Raw genomic sequence first — 18,947 nt, 5'->3', positions numbered from 1 at the left:
AATTGTGCGCGGTGGCGTATCTTTGCAAACCTTATGACGGCTGTTAAAATCTTAGCGATAGAATCATCATGTGATGAAACAAGTGCCTCTGTGCTGGTAGACGGGAAAGTGCTTTCCAATATTATTGCCAACCAGGCCGTTCACGAACAGTACGGTGGCGTAGTGCCCGAACTGGCTTCGCGCGCGCACCAGGAGAACATTGTGCCCGTGGTAGACGCTGCGCTGAAACAGGCAGGCGTTGATATGCACGAACTTAGTGCGATCGCCTTTACCCAAAGCCCCGGCCTGATTGGTTCGCTGCTGGTAGGCAGTTGCTTTGCAAAGTCAATGGCGCTGGCCCTTAACATTCCCCTCATTGGTGTACACCACATGCAGGCACACGTACTGGCCAACTTCATCGAAGATCCCAAACCCTCTTTCCCTTTCCTTTGCCTTACCGTTTCCGGCGGTCATACCCAAATCGTACAATGTAACAGTCCGCTGAACATGAAAGTGATTGGCGAAACGCTGGACGATGCGGCCGGCGAAGCATTTGACAAAAGCGCTAAACTGATAGGACTGCCTTATCCGGGCGGCCCGCTTATCGATAAACATGCGAAGGAGGGTAACCCGCTTCGTTTTAAGTTCACCGAACCCCAGATCCCCGGCCTCAACTTTAGCTTTAGCGGACTTAAAACCGGTATCCTGTACTTTTTGCAGGAGAACAGGGCGAAAGATCCGGAGTTCGTGGAAAAGAACCTGGCAGACATCTGCGCCTCTATCCAGCACCGTATTGTAACGATACTGCTGAATAAACTGGTAAAGGCGTCTGAAGAAACAGGCATCCGGCAAATGAGCATAGCCGGCGGTGTAAGCGCCAATTCCGGTTTACGGAAGGGGCTGGCCGAGTACGCAGCAAAACATAACTGGCAATATTATATCCCGAAGTTTGAGTACTGTACCGACAATGCGGCCATGATCGCCATGACAGCGTATTATAAATACCTGGCCGGCGAATTTGTACCATTGGACGTTGTGCCCAGCGCCCGCGCCGTTTTCGGCGAGTAAAAAGGCTATAATGCAGAAGCTATCCCGTTTTACCCACTAATACCATTGCATGAAGAAGTTAGTCCTGCTTGTTATCTGGACCATTAGCACCATCGCAGTCAACGCACAACATAAAGCCGCACTGCAGGAGTGGAAGGACCAGAAGTATTCCATGTTCATTCACTGGGGCGCTATTTACAGCACCTTGGGTGGTGTATGGAACGGCAAACCTGTAACCGTGGGTTACAGCGAGCAGATACAGGCGCATGCAGGTATTTACAGCGATACATATGGCGATGTGGCCAAACGTTTCAACCCCGAAAACTGGAAGCCCGATTCTATTGCCCGCCTGGCCAAAGCTGCCGGTATGAAGTCGGTGGTCATCACATCAAAACACCATGATGGCTTTTGTATGTTCAAATCGGCTTACACCGGTTATAATGTAGTTGACGCCACGCCGTATCATCGCGATGTGGTAAAGGAACTGGCAGATGCCTGCAAACGCCACGGCCTTAAATTTGGCGTATACTTTTCACTCATCGACTGGCACTTTCCCGAAGCCTACCCGATATCCAGCCACAACAGCGATCCCATCACGGAGGCGCATCATCAATATAACATGAACCAGGTAACAGAACTGATGTCCAATTACGGGCCTATGTCTGAAATATGGTTCGATATGGGTTCATTAACAGCTTCGCAAAGCCAGGACCTGGCCACACTGGTACACCGCCTGCAACCCGATTGTATGGTAAGCGGCCGGCTGGGTAATGATGCCGGTGATTTTTGCGTGATGGGGGATAATGATTATCCCAGTTACAAAGTGGCTACACCCTGGCAAACGCCCGCTTCGGTGTACGACGAAACCTGGGGCTACCGCTCCTGGCAGGAACATGGCAGTGTAAACGATAAGGCGAAACAGAAACTGGAAGGCCTGTTAAAAGTAGCCAGCCGCGGCGGTAACTACCTGCTGAATATAGGTCCCCGGGGCGATGGCTCTGTAGTTAACTTTGAGAAGGAGGTACTGTTGCGTATAGGCAAATGGTTAGCAGTAAACGGAGAGGCCGTGTATGGCACCACCTCCACACCTTTCAGCACGTTCTTTGACTGGGGAGAAGTGACGGCCAAAGCAAATAAGTTGTACCTCAGTTTAATGCATCAGCCCGAAAATAATACCCTTGTTTTACCAGGCCTAACCGGCGAAGTAACATCCGTTGCATTACTGGACAGTAACAACGTAAAACTGCCTTGCCGCATTCGTACAGGAGAGGGGGGAATGGAGATAGAACTGCCATCGAAGTTTAAACTAAATGATCGTATTAGGGTATTAAAGATTAGCTTTAAGGGCGGTTATACGGTGGAGCCGCAACAGGTACAAAAAATGTCGCCGGGCGAACATCTTGTACTCGACAGGCATAACGCCGAAAAACATTACAGCTTTTCCGGCGTTGACTATAACAGTTATTATCGCAGTACCGTTGCAAACAGCTGGGATATAAAAATAACGGCGGAAATGAGGGTGATACCCTGGCTGGCCTTTACCCGGCAGGAGAAAGATAAGTTCATCAATCTCCGTTACAACGATCGCAATCAAACCGTAAAACTCGAGGGTACAGATTCTATTGAGATCAGCAAACCATCGCGCGTGCTTAACTGGAGCAGTATGTATGTAGCAGGCCCTTACTGGAATGGCATTAGCTGGGCGAATGGTGATATTGATAAGATAAATGTAAGTGAGCCGTGGCCGCAGGAAAATGGCAAACCCTGGGCGCTTAAGCAATGGAAGAATGATCAGACCTACGAGTTGCCGGCTGAGTGGAATAACAGCTGGTATATTTACCAGGAAATAACCGCCGCAGAAGAAGGCCCGTATATCGTGCGGCTGACGAGTGGAGATGGTATACAGGTGTTTTTAAACGGGGAAGAGCAGCTGGTACACAACAACCCTGCAAGAGGGTTCACCCAACAGGAGTACCTGGTACTTCCTTTTAAAGCAGGATTGAATAAACTGGTGGTAAAAGTATATAACCGGTTCGCGAAGAAAACGATTTTTTCGATAGATAAAAAGGTGCCGCAACTCATGTACCGTCAGCGTTTGCAGCCGCTGAACCTAAAAAAAGGAGAACTGTTTTCGTACAGCTGGGAGTTGTACAATCCGGTTTCCATTCACCGTGACATGCGTTTGCCGAACCTGGAATTGCATATAGCGCAATAAATATGGCCAATAATTATTTCCAGTTCAAACAATTTACCGTACAACAGCAGCGCGCCGCCATGCGGGTATGTACCGATGCATGTATACAAGGCGCTTTCACCGCCATGTATATACGCGAACAGCCCGTTAGCCGCATTTTGGATATTGGTGCCGGTACTGGCCTGTTAAGCCTGATGCTGGCACAGCAAACCCCCGCATTTATTGATGCTATTGAACTGGATGCCGATGCCTTTGCGCAGGCCGAAGAAAACTTTGCCACCTCGCCATGGGCCGACAGGTTGCAGGTGATTCATGCGGACGTGAGGGCTTTTCGTGCAGAGGAGCCTTACGAATTCATCATCACGAACCCGCCCTTTTATGAAAATGCGCTGAAGAGTTTCAATACTTCCCGTAATGCCGCCATGCACGCTACAGAACTCGATTTTGAGGCCCTCGTAAAAGCCATCGACGATAACCTGGCAGAAGATGGTAAGTTTTCTGTACTACTGCCGTACAGTCAATTTGATAAGTTCGAGGAACTGGCGGAGGATAAAGGTTTTGCCATGGAACACCGCCTGGATGTGCAGCAAACGCCGAAGCATGGCTTTTTTAGGACTATCGCTATTTTCACCAGGGAAGAAGTAACTACGCATACGGATACCCTGCGTATTTACGATGCCAATCATCAATACACCCCTGATTTTACCCATTTATTAAAGGATTATTATCTCTACCTCTAAGCTACATAGTCTTCCAGGTAGTCATAGTGAGCAGTAAGCCCGCCGGCCCTTGCGATAGTGGCCCTGTCTATCATTTTACTCTCCGTTTTCAATAACTCGTCGAATACGAATTTCATCAGCTGGTCGCCGAAGTACTGCGAAGCATCGCGGGGCAGTTCGTTTGGCAGGTTGCCAACGCACATCATGGTAACGCCTTCTTCATTAAACGGCGCTATTTTCTGGCGGGAAAAGCGGTTTACATCGTATACAGGCTCTTCGATCGTACCATCGCCAAGGTTACAGGGTATGGAGCCCTGGGCATCGTCTGTAATATCGGCGATCACCTGCAGGCGGAAGTTGTCTTTGGCCATATCGGCCCAGGTAAACAGGGGCTCTATGTTTTTATCCCAGTAAATCCCGTTCATCAGTATATCACTACAGGTAACGTAGGGAAGGAACTTACAGTCATATTTTTCGGGATGATTGTGAAAGTCTTCCCGGCTGTACGTTTTATCTGTTTTGCGGAGATAAAGTTCGCCTGCTTTTAACTGTGTATACACCGGGTAAGCATAACTGTTGATCATGAACTCCTCAGGCGGTATATATTTGATGCCGAGTAAGCCCATCACCTCCAAAATGCCTGCGGTAACGCGGCCCGAACCGGTAGCCACTATCTTAACAGGTGGTATTTTTACGCCAAAGTAATGTGTGATCAGTTCCTGGAAGTCGCGGCATTCGTGTACGCGTTTGAACTTAAAAGTGCCTGTCCGTTCGCCATAGGCCAGCAGCCCGTTATGCGCGCCCACTACGCCCGCAAAAAAGCCAAAGCCCAGTATACGTTGTCCGTCGTCATGCACCAGGCATTCATAATCGATCAGCGTTATTTGCTTTTCGAGTATGGTTTGCAGCATGTGTTTGTTATGCGGTTGCTTTTTCTTGGTATGAGAGAAAAAGAGATAGGTTTTACCAGGCAGCAGGTGTTCCACAGGTACTTCCTTTATGCCCAGCAGTATGCTGCAATGCGAAAGATCTTCCGACAATTTAATGCCGGCATCGCGGTACTCCTGGTCGCTGAAACACCGTTCGGGCGAAGGCTGTACAGTAATCGTAATGCCGGGGTAGTGCGACATGATCCATTTACATTGCAGGGGTGTAAAGGCAACGCGGTTATCGTGGGGTATTTTCTGTTCCCGTATAAGTCCGATGTTTATCTCTTTAGTCATAACGTTAGATAAGGCTTATCCTGCAACATACTGAATTTTAAATAAATCGCTAATCCACCATAAACTCCCAGGCGCTCTGGTAAGCGTTATGTTGTTCTGCGTAACTGATAAAACCTGCATAAAACGCCTCCTGCGAAAGCGTGCCGCTGTCGCCTATCACCACCAGCTTCTTCCGGGCCCTTGTCATCGCCACGTTCATCCTTCTGATATCTGCAAGGAAGCCAATTTTGCTGTCGGCATTACTCCGGGTCATACTGATATACACAATATCGCGCTCCTGCCCCTGGAAGCTGTCGATGGTGTTAACTGATATTTTACTGCCATACACCTTCAGCTCCGGGTTGTTTTCCAGTTGTTCTTTTAACAGCTGTATCTGTTGCCTGTACGGCGATATAATAGCGATACTGGGAAAGTCCTGCTCGCGGTAATGTGGTTGCAGGGCCGTTACCAGTTGCAAAAGATGTTTGAATACGAACGCCGCTTCTTCCGGGTTGGTGGTGCTGGTACCATCGAGCCGTTCTTCAAAGCCGCAGCCTGCAGTGTCTACAAAGTTGAGCGGGGTATCCTCCGTAAACAGCAGGTGGCCTGCCACCGAAGCATGCGCCTTTAGTTGATCTGCATAAAATACCGACGATGAGTAACCCATAATGGTTTCGTGCATGCGGTATTGTTCCTGCAGCAGTACCACCGCCTCGGGATGTGCGCTTACGCATTTTTCAAGCAGGGTAGTGGCCAGCCCTTTCTGGGCGGCTTCATTAGATTTGATGGTGGGGGATAACTGGCAATGATCGCCCGCCAGCACTACTTTTTTGCCTTTCAGTATGGGTATCCAGCAGGCAGGCTCCAGGGCCTGACCAGCTTCATCTATCACCACGGTATGATATTTCAGGTTACGCACGGTGTAATGATTAGCGCCCACCAGTGTGGCCGTAATTACCTGCGCCTTGTTCATCAGGTCTTCAATGATATACTGCTCTGTATTTTCTACCTGCTTCATAATATTACGGGCCTCGTCGAACAGGGCTTTACGCTGGTCGCGTTCGGCCTTCCCGAAGTTCCGTTTGTATTTGTGGGCCATGTTCCGGAACTCGGACGCCTGTTTCTTCATCCGTTTGATTTCCTTCATTTGCTGATGATCGGCCATTTTGCTGTCGAGCGTGAGGGAAGTGAGCCTTTCGGACACACGCGCCGGGTTGCCCACACGCAGTACGTTGAGGCCCGCACCGGAAAGTTTATCGCTCAGCAAATCTACCGCCGCATTACTGGGCGCCACCACCAGTATCTTGCGATTATCGTTTTTAGCGATCGCCTTAATGGCCTGCACGAGTGTAGTGGTTTTGCCCGTACCAGGAGGCCCATGCACAATGGCCAGTTCGTTGGCCGACAGTATCTTATTTACCGCTTCCTGCTGCGAAGGGTTAAGGGTTGGTAGCTGAAAGGGATGGAATTCAGTGTCGAATGTGGGCTTTTGCGCGCCGGAGAGTATATGCACCAGGCGACCTTCTTCTTTCTTTTCGCTCAGCTCCATGGCCAGTTTCAGGGCATTCTGCATTTCGTCGTAGCTGTTATCGTCGAACAGCAGGTCGATACCCAGTTTGCCATCGCGGCTCCATTCCGGCAGTTCGTCGGTACGCAGGCTTATTTTAAGCCGGTCGCCCCCCTGCCAGGTAATAGTACCCTCTACCCGGTCGGTTTTAGGATCGTGGTTGGAGAAAAGCGTGGCGGCTGCGCCAAAACGGAGCTGGGTGGGAATATCCTGGTGGGTGGTACGTTCTACTTCTACCGTGAGGTAGTCGGCCCGGCCCATTTCCGTATCGCGGATGGCGATAGGGTACCAGGTGAGGCCACTGGCGCGGCGTTCGTTTACAGAGGTACTTTCGGTGAGCGCCTGGTAGCTTCGTTTATCTTCTTCCTGCTCTATTTTCAGCAAAGCCAGCAGCTTTTTAAAATAATCCATGGCGCAAAGTTAAGGATTATGGGATAAGCAATTTTTACGCACGATGCGGATAAATAGAATTGCCGGCCGTTCCTGCTTTACAGGTGGTTAACACGGCAGGCTCACTACAGTAGCAGCGGCTACGGCCATCGGCCGGCAAACGTTCTCCAAATTGATTTATGCCTGTATTGCGTGTATATCTACAATTAAAGATGCGCTGTCAAAGAGAGAAAAAGCTTAGTTTTAACGCTGGATTAAACAGGTTTTTACTTTACGATGCGTAGGCTTATCACTCTTTTACCCGCATGTTTGCTGGCCATTACAAACAGTAATGCCCAGGTTGCGGCCACCGATTCTGCTGTTACAACCATTGCTGCTCCGGCCGATAGTACACCGGCCCGCGAAAAGATATACAATGCCAGGCCCTGGGTAGAATTGCCTGTAGGTTTCGGCGGCGTACTCCTCTTCTCGACCGTGGCTTTACCTGCCCTAACCAGGCACGCTTCCCTCACAGAAAGCCAGGCCCTGGCACTTAATCCACGGGATGTAAACTGGTTCGACCGCCCGGTGATCTTTAACAACCCTGATGGTTACTCGCGCGCGATGAGCCATTCAGACCTGTTCCTCAATATCTCTGTATTAAGTCCCGCGTTAATTGCGCTGGATAAAAATATCCGTAAAGACTGGTTCGACCTGTTGGGTATGTATTTCATAACACATACTATTAACCAGACGGTGTATGTAGGCCTGGCGTACAGCTTCCGCAGGGAAAGGCCCTATACATATAACGCGGACGTGCCGCTCACCTCGAAAGTGGGCAATGCAAAAGCGAACTCGTTCTATAGTGGTCATGCTTCCGTGGCGGCTGCATCTACCTTTTTCCTGGCTAAAGTATTTACCGACTACCATCATATTACGGGCTGGAAACGTATCGCACTGTACGGTGCGGCGGCAGTACCTCCGGGCGTGGTGGCGTATTACAGGATGAAAGGCGGCAGGCATTTCCGTACAGATGTGGCCATGGGTATGGTAGTGGGTGCTGCATCGGGCATACTGGTGCCGGAACTGCATCGTATTAAGCAGAAACATAAAGGTATTTCCTTATCGCCTTACTACTCGGGAGATGGCAGTGGTGTAGCCATGACCGTTTCATTGAATAAGAAGAAGTCTTAACAAAATAGACTAGTTCATATGAAAGCCCTGACGCTCCCGAGCGCCAGGGCTTTCTTTTTAGCAGATACTGATATGATATTACCGGTCTTCTCCTTGCTCTCTTGTTGCTTTCAGGAAGCTTTCAGGTAGCTTTCAGGTTGGTTCGGAGTGATTTGTTAATATAGTATCAGCGATGTCCTCAGTCGTCCCCGTTTATCTCCCCCACGGCGGATCAGTGAGGCATTAATACTTTCCAGGTTTGACAGTACGACCAGCTTCGAAAATAGATGTACCGGATAGGGAATTTTGCTTATTTTGTCTAAAATGAAGTTACCGGAACTGGTATGCGTAAATTATTACTGATCGCTGTCTGGGTATTATCATCCATCCCCTTATTTGCACAGCAAAACATAGAATCCGCGTTAGAACATCTTGATCAAACCATACAACAGGCCCCCTTGTTCGATAGTTTGAAAGAAAAAGCTATTCAGCAAACGAAAAGTGCCCTGCAGGCAGCTCCCGATCAGGCGGGCCGCTTTAATTTATGTTTGAAGCTTTATGAAGAATATAAGTCGTACCGCTACGACTCGGCGTACAGTTACGCGTTAAAGTTGCAGGATGCTGCTGAACAGCTTCATGACGAGGCGCTTATTCAGCAAGCCAAACTAAAGGTATGTTTCTCCCTGTTGTCGGCCGGCCTGTTTAAAGACGCCGCCGACTCCCTGAACAGCATTCATCCCCGCTTTTTACCTGCACAGCTCGAAACCGAGTACTTCCTGCTGCTGGGCCGTTTCTATTACGATATGGCCGATTATGCGAACGACAGTTATCATACACCAGGTAACGTGGCCGAAGGCAGCCGTTACCTCGATTCGGCGCTGGTGCGTATGCCTCCGGGTTCGTTTGATTATGAATATTACAGTGGATTAAAAGATATACGCCTGGGGCAAAAGGACCGGGCGCTGGAAACTTATAAAAGGTTGATGGCGAGGAAGGGCCTTACTGAACACGAAGTGGCCCTTACCGCTTCCACACTGGCCGACATTTACATCCAGAAGCAGCAGAACGACGATGCCATTGCGTTATTGATAGAGGCCACCATTGCCGATATTAAATCCTGCACCAAGGAAACTTCGGCCGCCTATAACCTGGCTACCTTATTATATAGAAAGGGGAACGTGAAAGATGCGTCTACCTGCATACAACTCGCTATTTCCGATGCGGCTTCCTATGGCGCAAGGCACCGTAAAGTACGCATTACCGACATCCTGCCCCTTATTGAAAGTGAAAAGCTGCTACTCGTAAAGAAACAGGAGAAAACCTGGATCACCTACGCGGTAATTGTTACTTTTTTGCTGATAGGGGTGGTGGTACTTACCATAACGGTGTTGCGGCAGGTGAAGAAACTCAAGGTCGCCCAGCAGATTATTACACAGGCCCATGTGAAAGAGCAGGAAATCAATCACCGCCTGATCGAAGCGAACAACAACCTGCAGGAAGCGAATAATATTAAAGAGGAATACATCGGTTACTTCTTTACCGCCAACTCTGAGTTCTTCGAGAAAATGGAGAAGTTTAAGAAGAACCTGGAAGCAAAAATTAAAGACCGTAAGTTCGACGAAATCAAAAGTCTTACCGGCAAAATAGACCTGAAAGCAGAAAAGGACTACCTGCTGGCCGACTTCGACCGCATCTTCCTGAAACTGTTCCCGCACTTTAAGGGTGAATTCAACGCTTTATTTAATCACGAAGACCAGATCGAATTAAAAGACGGGGAATTGATGAATACCGACCTTCGTATTTTTGCACTGATCCGCCTTGGTATTTCTGACACGGAAAAGATCGCCCACATCCTCCAATATTCGGGTAACACCATCAATACTTATAAAACGCGGATCAAGAATAAATCCATTGTTCCGAATGAAGAATTTGAACGCCGTATTATGAAAATTCAGGGGGGCTAAGGCCCCTTTTTCGTTAAGATATCAGTATATATGTAATTGTTTAATATAATAATAAGTGTTTGATAGTTAGATTGTTAATCCTTCATATCGACCCCGTTTTGCCACTATTCGTTATACTTTCAGGATATTATTTGCGCGGGCCCGCTTAAGAGGCTTTCTTTGCCTTTGTACTGATACAGCGGCGTAAGATTTTCGATCACAACTCAGCGAAAAACGATTATCTAAACAAAATTCCAGATCAACTAAAAGCTTAACACGTTTCCCTTTTTTCGGTTCTCGCCGAACCTATTCGTTCTCTAAATTAAATTCCCAGTTATGACTAAAACACTACTGCTTGCCAGAGCAATGTTTAGCTTGCTATTGCTTTTTCTCGTAAACATAACCTATGCCCAACAAAAAACGGTTACCGGTAAAGTAACCGGAGAAGAAGGGGTTGCCCTGCTTGGCGCCACCGTGGCCGTACAAGGTACCAGCGTAGGTACCAGCACCGATGCACAGGGTAACTTTACCCTGACCGTGCCCGCAGGCGGCAATACGCTGCTCATTAGTTTCCTCGGTTACGAAACCAGGCGTATGATCATCGGTTCTCAAACGAATTTTACGGTACAACTGGAAACAGATAAAAGTAAACTTACCGAGGTAGTGGTGGTGGGTTATGGCACCCAAAAACGTAAAGACCTTACCGGTTCGGTATCGTCTGTTAACGGTGCGCAGATTAAGAACCAACCGGTTACTAACGTTACAGAAGCCTTACAGGGCCGCGCGGCCGGCGTTGAAATTATCAAGAACAGCGGTCAGCCGGACGCACAGCCTACCATCATCATTCGTGGTTTGTCTTCCCTGCACCAGCCAGGGCCGCTATACATTGTGGACGGTGTAAGGGTACCGGGTGATAATATTAACGTGCAGGATATTGCCACTATCGACATCCTCAAAGATGCCAGCGCGGCAGCCATTTATGGTTCTGCAGCAGCCGGCGGGGTAATCGTTATTACCACAAAAAAGGGGAGTGGCAGTAAACCCTCTATCAACTTCAACGCGCGGTACGGCGTTACCAAACCGAAACTGGTAAAAATGCTAGGCAAGGAGGATTACATAAAGATGGAAAACATACTGAACCCCACCTTTTTCGACGATGCCACGCAAACGGATACACTGGCTAATACGGATTGGGTAGACGTGCTGTACCGCGATGGTATGGAGCAGAACTATAACCTCTCTGTTGCCGGCTCCTCGCCCGTAGTAAGTTACCTGTTCTCGGGTTTCTACAATAAACAGGACGGTATCTTCATTAAAAACTACTCCAATATCGGCGGCTTCCGTATCAATACGGATTACAAGCTGGGCAAATTCATCAAAATAGGGGAACAGCTGGCCATCAGCAGGCGTAAAACCTCGCCTTTAGGTCCCGTGGAGTCGATGATGAAGAACGCGCCTTTCCGTTCGCTGCCCATCGTACCGCTGTACGAAAAGGACGGCAGGATAGGTACTTTACCTCCGGGATACGGTATTTCATTTGGCGCACCTAACCCCTTAGGCGTGGTGAACTCGGCGGATATGGAGAACTTTAAGAACAACCTGCAGGGTAACGTATATGCGGAAATCAAACTGCCGTTCAACTTCAGTTTCCGCAGTAACCTGGGTTATTCGTATTACGACGAGTCGCAGGATTACTTCCAGGACAACCCGAACTTCGGTCCGGGCACACCAACATCTAACTCGCTTACCAAAAGCAGTGTACGCAGCAGCCAGTTGCTCAGCAACTATGTGCTTACCTACGACCAGGCTTTCGGTAAACATAACGTGAATGTATTAGGAGGTTTCGAGCAAATCGTGTCGAAGTACAATAACGTCAGCACCCGTATGACGGCGGTGGGACTGCCAGGTTTCTCGTTCGTGCAAACTTCCAACTCGCAAATTACCACCTTCGGCAAAAACGACCCTAACGGGCTGGTGAAATCGTGGTTCGGAAGGGCGAACTATAATTACGATAACCGTTACTACATTTCCGGTTCTATTCGCCAGGATGCTAACTTTACCGTGTTTGGCCCTAACAAACAGAAAGGTACTTTCGGGGCAGTGTCTGCCGGCTGGAATATCAGCGACGAGGAATTCTTTAAACAGAACGTTTCCTTCATCAACCTGCTTAAACTTCGTGGCAGCTACGGTTCGTTGGGTAACAGCAGTATTCCGCCCTACGCTTACCTGGCTTCGTACGCCATGTTCCAGGGTACCAGCGGTAATGCCAATGGCGGACAAAACTTCGCACCCGGCGCACCATTGGTGATCGCTAACTCTATCAACGCCATCCCTAATCCTGATCTGCAATGGGAAACCGTGTATGAAACCAATATCGGGTTAGATGGTGAACTGCTGGCCGGTAAACTGTATTTCACGGCAGAATGGTACAATAAACGCACGAAGGACATGTTGTACTCTTTAAGACTGCCGCTCAGCGCGGGTTATAAAGGTAACTACCTTGTCAACATCGGCGAAGTAAGCAGTAAAGGGGTGGATGTGTTACTGGGCTACCGTGATAAAGCAGGCGACTTTAGCTACGACATCAGCGCCAGTGCAGGCTTTAATAAAAACAAAGTAGTAGACCTCAGCGGTATTACCAACGATGCATTGTTCGATGGTCGTAACTATTATAACAACCTCGACGAAAGCGGCTTTAACCTGATGGGCACCAACGCCCTTACTATCACCAAAGCAGGCTTACCTTTCGGTAGCTTCTACGGTTACAAATCGCTCGGCATCTTCCAGACCGATGCGGAAGCAGCTACACAGAAAGTGGGTGGTAAAGTGGCCCATGCAGGCGACCTGATATTCGAAGACATTGATAAAGACGGCAACATCACTATCGCCGACCGCCAGGTATTAGGTAACCCGAACCCTAAAGTGGTTTTCGGCGCTAACGTACGCCTTAACTGGAAAGGAGTGGACGTGGCCATGTTGTTCAACGGTGTGGCGGGAGTAGATATCTTCAACGGTGTAAAAGCCTACAGCATGTACCGCTTTGCGGACGGTAACACTACCAGCAAGATCTTCGGTGCCTCTTTCTTCGGTGATAACGGCCTTACTTCCCAGCCGCGTGTACAGGCGCCCGACGGCTCTCTTGATCCGAACGGCAACTATACGTCGGTTAACAGCTACTTCGTAGAAAGCGGCAATTATGTAAAACTGAAGAACCTGCAGATCGGGTATACGTTCACCAACGACTTCCTGCGGAAAGTAAGCATTTCGAGCGCCAGGATATTTGGTATGGCTAACAACGTACTCACCTTCTCCAAGTACTCCGGCCAGGACCCTGAAATAGGCAGTTCTTATTCCAGCCAGGCCGCTACCGGATTGGTAGGCAGCACGGTAGGCGTAACTACCCGCGGTGTGGATGCGTTACCGCAATACCCGCAAACCCGCATCTTTTCTGTAGGTCTTGACATTAATTTCTAATGCTGCAAAAACTGAACAATATGTATAATAAGATATTTGCCCTCATGATCGTAGCAGCAGTAACCGTAACTGGCTGTAAAAAAGATCCGGAGCTGGTAGGGCCCCAAGACCAGTATTCCACCAGCAACTACCCGTCCAGTTTGAGCGCGCTGCAGAGCGTACTGGCGCCTTGTTACTCGAACCTGCGCGACCAGAACCTGTTCGGCTTTAACTATCTCACTAAAATGATGGCCAATGCTACCCATGCAGGTAACGCGGCGTATTCAGACGATAACTGGAAAGGTTTTATCACCGTAAGTGAGATGACACCCGGTAATGGTTTTGTAGAAGGTGTTTGGACAGCGTTGTACGCAGGTGTAAAAAATTGTAACGTGGCCCTGGCCGGTGCCGACTTCTTCGAACAGAACTACGCCAAAGCTGCTGATAAACCCGAAATCGATTATGTACGCGGACAGGCCTACTTCCTGCGCGCTTACTACTATTTTACGCTGGAAAACCTGTATGGACAGGACCACCTGGTAAATCCAACGCCCAAAGACACACTGGGTGTACCCATCTTCAGCGGCCTGCCTTCCAGCTTTGAAACTACACAGCAGCCACGTAGTTCCATCACCGCAGTTTGGACACTGATAGAAAGCGATCTGACAAAAGCCGCTACTTTACTGAAAGGTAAAAACTGGACAGGTAATGATGTGGGCAGAGCCACCGAATGGTCGGCCAAAGGCCTGCTGGGTAAAGCTTACGTGTTCCGTAAAGACTGGCCCAAAGCTAAAACTACCTTAAAAGATGTCATTGATAACAGTGGTAAAACACTGATGCCATACGGTAAATACCGCGATGCGTTCATTGGTATAAGCGCCAACGAATTCAATGAAGAATCGCTGTTCGAACTCAACATCGACCAGGATTCCAAAGGTGGTTACGGTGTGTACAGCGATGCCGCTAATGCTACATCCATCAATGGTTTGATATTTCCTCCCTATGCACTGGGACTTGATGGTACCGAGAATGCGTCCCTGCCTTTGGGTTATGGCGGTAACATCGGTATGCACGATAAAAACATCCTTCGCTTTGGTTATTCGGAAGGCTCGTATACACTGGTAAACAATCCAGCCTTCGATAATACCAAACCCGCCAGTTACACCAATCCTAAACTGATCATGGACCCGGTGTATAAAGCGAAAGCGCTGGCCGTGAGAACGAATAAAACAGCCGATCCTCGCCTGTACGTTAACACCGTGCAACCCTGGCTCGATTCTGTTAAACGTGATGGCATTAACTGGTACCCGGTAGCGCGCCCTTCTTATATCATGGGCGATGCTAACCTGAATACACAGTTGGGCTGGAGCTTCCGTAAATTCGCGCCGCTCTTCAACGATATTAATAACGTAGGTCCTGCCGATAATGCGAACATTTACATCCTGCGACTGGCCGATATTTACCTGTTATATGCCGAAGCCTGCGCTGCCTCTTCCGAAACCGGTACGGCACTCGAATACCTGAACAAGGTGAAGAGAAGAGCTTATGGTTACGCGATCAACGCCGCTTCACCCGTAGATTATGCCAGTCTTACCGCCGAAACGATGGCTAAGAAAGCCAACGACCCGGTGTTAGGTAACAATCCTTTGTACTACGAACGCTGGGCCGAGCTGTTTAACGAGGCACAGTGGTGGTTCGATATGTGCCGCTGGCACATAGGCGATTCCGAAGCGGCTTTCTATGTAACCGCCAGGGCCCTCAATGGCACAGCGTTTACCTGGAACAACAAGTCGTACGCCTGGCCTATACCTATCAATGAGCTGAACTCAAATCCGGCGATGGCTGGTCAGCAGAACCCGGTGTACTAAACTAATATTTCAATAGCCGGTGCGGGACGAACGTTCTGCACCGGCACATTATACCGCACATGAAAAGTATTTTCCTGTACGGCAGCCTGTGGCTTGCCTTTTCAGGCTGCTCGGGCGCTGCACAACCCGCTGGGGGCGCAGATACTGCCGTAGTGAAAAAGCTCGTGCCCGTGGCCGTGCAAAAAACAGTGCAGAAAAAAGTATTCGCTCACCTGATGCCCTGGTTCGAGAACAAACAAACCAATATACCCGCTGGCGTTTGGGGGCAGCACTGGACAATGGCCAACCGTAATCCGGATATCGACAGTGCAGGCATAAGGCAGGTGGCCGCATATTATTACCCGCTTACAGGTCCTTACGCCTCGGGCGATAGCGCCATTATTGCTTACCAGTTAATGATGATGAAGATGAGTGGGATTGATGGCGTGTTCATCGACTGGCCGGGTACGATCCAGTTATACGATTATCCGAAGAATGCGGAGAATACAGAAAAGATCATCCGCCAGCTGCAAAAGGCGGGCTTAACCTATGCAATTGTTTATGAGGACCAGAATGTGAACATCGCTTTTAACAAGGGCGCGATTACGAACAAACTGGATGCGGCCCAAAAAGACATGAGGTATATGGAGCAACATTTCTTTTCCATGCCCAATTATGTGAAAACAGGTGGTAAACCATTGCTGATGGTCTTTGGGCCGCAAACCTTTAATACACCACGTGAGTGGACGCAGGTGTTTGCCGTGTTTAAGTCGCCGCCCGCGTTTTTCACGCTCTGGGACCATGCACACAGGGCCGGTAATAATGCCACCGGCGAGTTCGCATGGATTAACGCCGATCATCTGGTAAGCCTGCAAAAGTTTTATGCCAGGGCAGGCGTTCAGAAAATCGCATCCGCCTATCCCGCCTTTAAAGCTTTTTATGCAGACGGCGGTTGGGGCGGCCCCACCTTTACGATTGAACCCGATGGGCTTAATACGTTTAAATCAACGCTCGACCTGGCCTTAAACAGCGATGCTGAGTATGTGCAGATCCCTACCTGGAACGACTATGGAGAAGGCACCGTGATAGAGCCTACGGTGAATTCGAAATACGCCTACCTGGAGTGGTTACAACAACGGCTGGGCGTAAATGTAAGCGCAGAGGTATTTGAGTTGATAAATGCCTGGTATGCGGCAAAGGTGAAGTATGCAGACAATCCCCCGGTGCAGGAGCAGCTGGAAGAGATATACGCCAACCTGGCGGCATTACGGGTGAACGAAGCAAAGGCCTTGCTGTCGGGCATTCATTAAAAAAACAGTAAGAACAATATGGTACTTAAGAACATGATCACCGGTTGGCTGTTGCTCGCCACAGCACTGGGCGTTAAAGCACAAACTGCCGGGTTGGACAACGTGAAACTGAATTTCTCTTTAGATGGGAATGGCCAGCCTGTGTATACAGTCGACTACAAAAACAATCCCATTATACTGCCCTCGAAGCTCGGGTTTACTTTAGAAGATGACAGCCTGTTTTACAAAGGCTTTAAAGTGCTGGGTACGGAGGAAAACGTAACAGATGAAACCTGGCAAACGGTATGGGGAGAAGAAAAGAACATCCGTAATCATTATCGCCAGCTCACCGTACACCTGCAACAACAACGGCATCCATTTCGCCTGCTCGATATCGAGTTTCGTGTATTTGCCGATGGCGTAGGCTTTCGTTATGTGTTCCCGAAACAGGGCGGACTTAAATACTTCGTGGTAACCGGCGAACGCACGCAGTTTCGCTTAACCGGCGATCATAAAACCTTCTGGGTCCCGGGCGATTACGACACGAACGAATATTCTTATACAACGGGCAAATTCTCCGCTATCGACAATAAAGAAATGGTGGAGAAAAGCACAGATATAGCCGTACGCACGGCGCCTGATCGTTATGCGGTGCAAACACCGCTGATGATGAAAAGTGACAACGGCCTGTACATCAATATCCACGAAGCGGCATTAATCGGTTTCCCGGCTATGATGTTACACGCGGATAAAGCGGATTACACGTTAACTGCCCACCTGGTGCCCGATGCCGTAGGCAACAAAGCTTATCTGCATGCCCCGTTTTTCACTCCCTGGCGAACGGTTATTGTAAGTGATAAGGCTACCGGCATCCTCAGCTCCCGCATCATCCTTAACCTTAACGAACCTTCAAGGATAGCCAATACCAGCTGGATAAAACCCATGAAGTTCGTGGGCGTATGGTGGGAAATGCAGGCTGGTAAAAGCACCTGGAGTTACTCCGACTATGCCGACAGTCTGAGTACAAATGGCCTGCCTATCCCGAACGGCCGTCATGGCGCCAATACTGCGAACGTAAAACGTTACATCGACTTCGCCTCCAAAAACGGAATAGACGCCGTGCTGGTAGAAGGCTGGAACACAGGCTGGGAAGACTGGTTCGGGAATTGGAAAGAGAATGTGTTTGATTTCGTAACACCTTACCGTGACTTCGACCTGCCAGGCATTATGGCGTACGCAAAAAGCAAAGGTGTACAAATGATCATGCACAACGAAACATCAGGCTCGGCTACGAATTACGAACGCCGCCTCGATTCGGCTTACCGTTTTATGAACCAGTTCGGCTACCCCGCAGTCAAAACCGGCTATGTAGGCAAAATTATCCCGCGCGGCGAACACCACGATGGGCAATGGATGGTAGACCACTACCTGCGTGTAGCCGAAAAAGCCGCGCAACACCAGGTGATGGTGGATATGCACGAACCTGTTCGTCCCACCGGCCTGCAACGCACCTGGCCTAACTGGGTAGCCAGCGAAGCGGCGAGGGGTAATGAATACAATGCATTTAGTAAGGGCAACCGGCCCGAACACGAAACGATATTGCCTTTCACAAGGCTTATTGGCGGCCCGATGGATTACACACCTGGCATCTTTAAACTGCGCAACTTCAGCTATGATACCAGCCGCCGTGTACATACAACCCTGTGTAAACAACTGGCCCTTTACGTAACGCTGTATAGCCCGCTGCAAATGGCCGCCGACTATCCCGAACACTACGAAGCGCATTTAGACGCCTTCCAGTTTATCCGCGATGTACCCTTAACCTGGGACGAATCAAAAGTGCTGGAAGCCGAACCGGGCGACTACCTTACGATTGCACGGAAGCAGGGTGCCAAATGGTTTATTGGGGCGGTTACGGACGAGCAGGCGCGCAAGTCTGATATCAAACTCGACTTCCTGGAAAAAGGAAAGAAATATAAGGCAACTGTGTATGCGGATGGCGAGAATGCCGACTGGTATCTCAATCCCGAATCATTCACGATAAAAACGATCGACGTAGACTATAAATCGACGCTGCGCCTGAAGCTGGCTCCCGGTGGCGGTGCAGCCGTAAGTTTGGTGCCGGTAAATTAATAGTGACAGATACAAGAGGCTGCCGAATGGCG

Annotated in this window: 11 protein-coding genes; 9 read left to right on the top strand and 2 right to left on the bottom strand. The window is 49.2% G+C overall.

What is annotated here, in order from left to right; genetic code table 11:
• The first annotated feature begins 33 nt into the window (after nucleotides 1–33).
• Genes tsaD through QZT80_RS24130 form a run of 3 tightly spaced genes read left to right on the top strand, consistent with a single transcriptional unit; the run spans nucleotide 34 to nucleotide 3,960 of the window.
• On the top strand, nucleotides 34–1,047 hold the full coding sequence (gene tsaD, locus QZT80_RS24140; RefSeq protein WP_295128542.1) for a tRNA (adenosine(37)-N6)-threonylcarbamoyltransferase complex transferase subunit TsaD: 1,014 nt from the start codon (nucleotides 34–36) through the stop codon (nucleotides 1,045–1,047).
• 49 nt (nucleotides 1,048–1,096) lie between these two features.
• Nucleotides 1,097–3,241, top strand: a complete 2,145-nt coding sequence (locus tag QZT80_RS24135; RefSeq protein WP_295128540.1) for an alpha-L-fucosidase — start codon at nucleotides 1,097–1,099, stop codon at nucleotides 3,239–3,241.
• A 2-nt stretch (nucleotides 3,242–3,243) separates the two neighbouring features.
• Complete coding sequence (locus QZT80_RS24130) at nucleotides 3,244–3,960, top strand: methyltransferase (protein ID WP_295128539.1); 717 nt, start codon at nucleotides 3,244–3,246, stop codon at nucleotides 3,958–3,960.
• Here the strand turns inward: QZT80_RS24130 and QZT80_RS24125 are convergent.
• On the bottom strand, nucleotides 3,957–5,162 hold the full coding sequence (locus QZT80_RS24125) for an NAD(P)-dependent oxidoreductase (protein WP_295128537.1): 1,206 nt from the start codon (nucleotides 5,160–5,162) through the stop codon (nucleotides 3,957–3,959). The genes QZT80_RS24130 and QZT80_RS24125 overlap by 4 nt on opposite strands.
• 49 nt (nucleotides 5,163–5,211) lie before the next feature.
• The gene (locus tag QZT80_RS24120) at nucleotides 5,212–7,119 is read right to left on the bottom strand and encodes an AAA domain-containing protein (RefSeq protein WP_295128534.1); all 1,908 of its coding nucleotides are present in this window, start codon (nucleotides 7,117–7,119) and stop codon (nucleotides 5,212–5,214) included.
• A 255-nt stretch (nucleotides 7,120–7,374) separates the two neighbouring features.
• On the opposite strand from QZT80_RS24120, the gene QZT80_RS24115 reads away from it, so the two are divergent.
• The 6 genes from QZT80_RS24115 to QZT80_RS24090 all read left to right on the top strand — a co-directional run bounded on the left by QZT80_RS24115 (nucleotide 7,375) and on the right by QZT80_RS24090 (nucleotide 18,915).
• Nucleotides 7,375–8,271, top strand: a complete 897-nt coding sequence (locus QZT80_RS24115) for a phosphatase PAP2 family protein (RefSeq protein WP_295128532.1) — start codon at nucleotides 7,375–7,377, stop codon at nucleotides 8,269–8,271.
• Between the two features lie 323 nt (nucleotides 8,272–8,594).
• Nucleotides 8,595–10,214, top strand: a complete 1,620-nt coding sequence (locus tag QZT80_RS24110; protein ID WP_295128530.1) for a DUF6377 domain-containing protein — start codon at nucleotides 8,595–8,597, stop codon at nucleotides 10,212–10,214.
• A 315-nt stretch (nucleotides 10,215–10,529) separates the two neighbouring features.
• The gene (locus tag QZT80_RS24105) at nucleotides 10,530–13,667 is read left to right on the top strand and encodes a SusC/RagA family TonB-linked outer membrane protein (protein ID WP_295128528.1); all 3,138 of its coding nucleotides are present in this window, start codon (nucleotides 10,530–10,532) and stop codon (nucleotides 13,665–13,667) included.
• A gap of 20 nt (nucleotides 13,668–13,687) precedes the next feature.
• On the top strand, nucleotides 13,688–15,514 hold the full coding sequence (locus QZT80_RS24100) for a RagB/SusD family nutrient uptake outer membrane protein (RefSeq protein ID WP_295128526.1): 1,827 nt from the start codon (nucleotides 13,688–13,690) through the stop codon (nucleotides 15,512–15,514).
• A gap of 59 nt (nucleotides 15,515–15,573) precedes the next feature.
• Nucleotides 15,574–16,803: a glycoside hydrolase family 71/99-like protein gene (locus QZT80_RS24095; RefSeq protein WP_295128524.1), complete on the top strand. Its 1,230-nt coding sequence runs from the start codon at nucleotides 15,574–15,576 to the stop codon at nucleotides 16,801–16,803.
• 18 nt (nucleotides 16,804–16,821) lie between these two features.
• Nucleotides 16,822–18,915: a glycoside hydrolase family 97 protein gene (locus QZT80_RS24090; protein WP_295128522.1), complete on the top strand. Its 2,094-nt coding sequence runs from the start codon at nucleotides 16,822–16,824 to the stop codon at nucleotides 18,913–18,915.
• Nucleotides 18,916–18,947 lie beyond the last annotated feature (32 nt).

Source organism: uncultured Chitinophaga sp., from assembly GCF_902168175.1.
In the GTDB taxonomy this organism is placed as follows: domain Bacteria; phylum Bacteroidota; class Bacteroidia; order Chitinophagales; family Chitinophagaceae; genus Chitinophaga.
Note: the sequence above shows the minus strand (reverse complement) of the source record. Positions and strands in the feature narration are given on the sequence as shown.

Bases quoted from the DNA above. Each gene is read 5' to 3' on its own strand.
- QZT80_RS24115 (WP_295128532.1), top strand. From the start codon at position 7,375: ATGCGTAGGCTTATCACTCTTTTACCCGCATGTTTGCTGGCCATTACA.
- tsaD (WP_295128542.1), top strand. From the start codon at position 34: ATGACGGCTGTTAAAATCTTAGCGATAGAATCATCATGTGATGAAACA.
- QZT80_RS24135 (WP_295128540.1), top strand. From the start codon at position 1,097: ATGAAGAAGTTAGTCCTGCTTGTTATCTGGACCATTAGCACCATCGCA.
- QZT80_RS24095 (WP_295128524.1), top strand. From the start codon at position 15,574: ATGAAAAGTATTTTCCTGTACGGCAGCCTGTGGCTTGCCTTTTCAGGC.
- QZT80_RS24125 (WP_295128537.1), bottom strand. From the start codon at position 5,162: ATGACTAAAGAGATAAACATCGGACTTATACGGGAACAGAAAATACCC.
- QZT80_RS24105 (WP_295128528.1), top strand. From the start codon at position 10,530: ATGACTAAAACACTACTGCTTGCCAGAGCAATGTTTAGCTTGCTATTG.
- QZT80_RS24120 (WP_295128534.1), bottom strand. From the start codon at position 7,119: ATGGATTATTTTAAAAAGCTGCTGGCTTTGCTGAAAATAGAGCAGGAA.
- QZT80_RS24100 (WP_295128526.1), top strand. From the start codon at position 13,688: ATGTATAATAAGATATTTGCCCTCATGATCGTAGCAGCAGTAACCGTA.
- QZT80_RS24090 (WP_295128522.1), top strand. From the start codon at position 16,822: ATGGTACTTAAGAACATGATCACCGGTTGGCTGTTGCTCGCCACAGCA.
- QZT80_RS24130 (WP_295128539.1), top strand. From the start codon at position 3,244: ATGGCCAATAATTATTTCCAGTTCAAACAATTTACCGTACAACAGCAG.
- QZT80_RS24110 (WP_295128530.1), top strand. From the start codon at position 8,595: ATGCGTAAATTATTACTGATCGCTGTCTGGGTATTATCATCCATCCCC.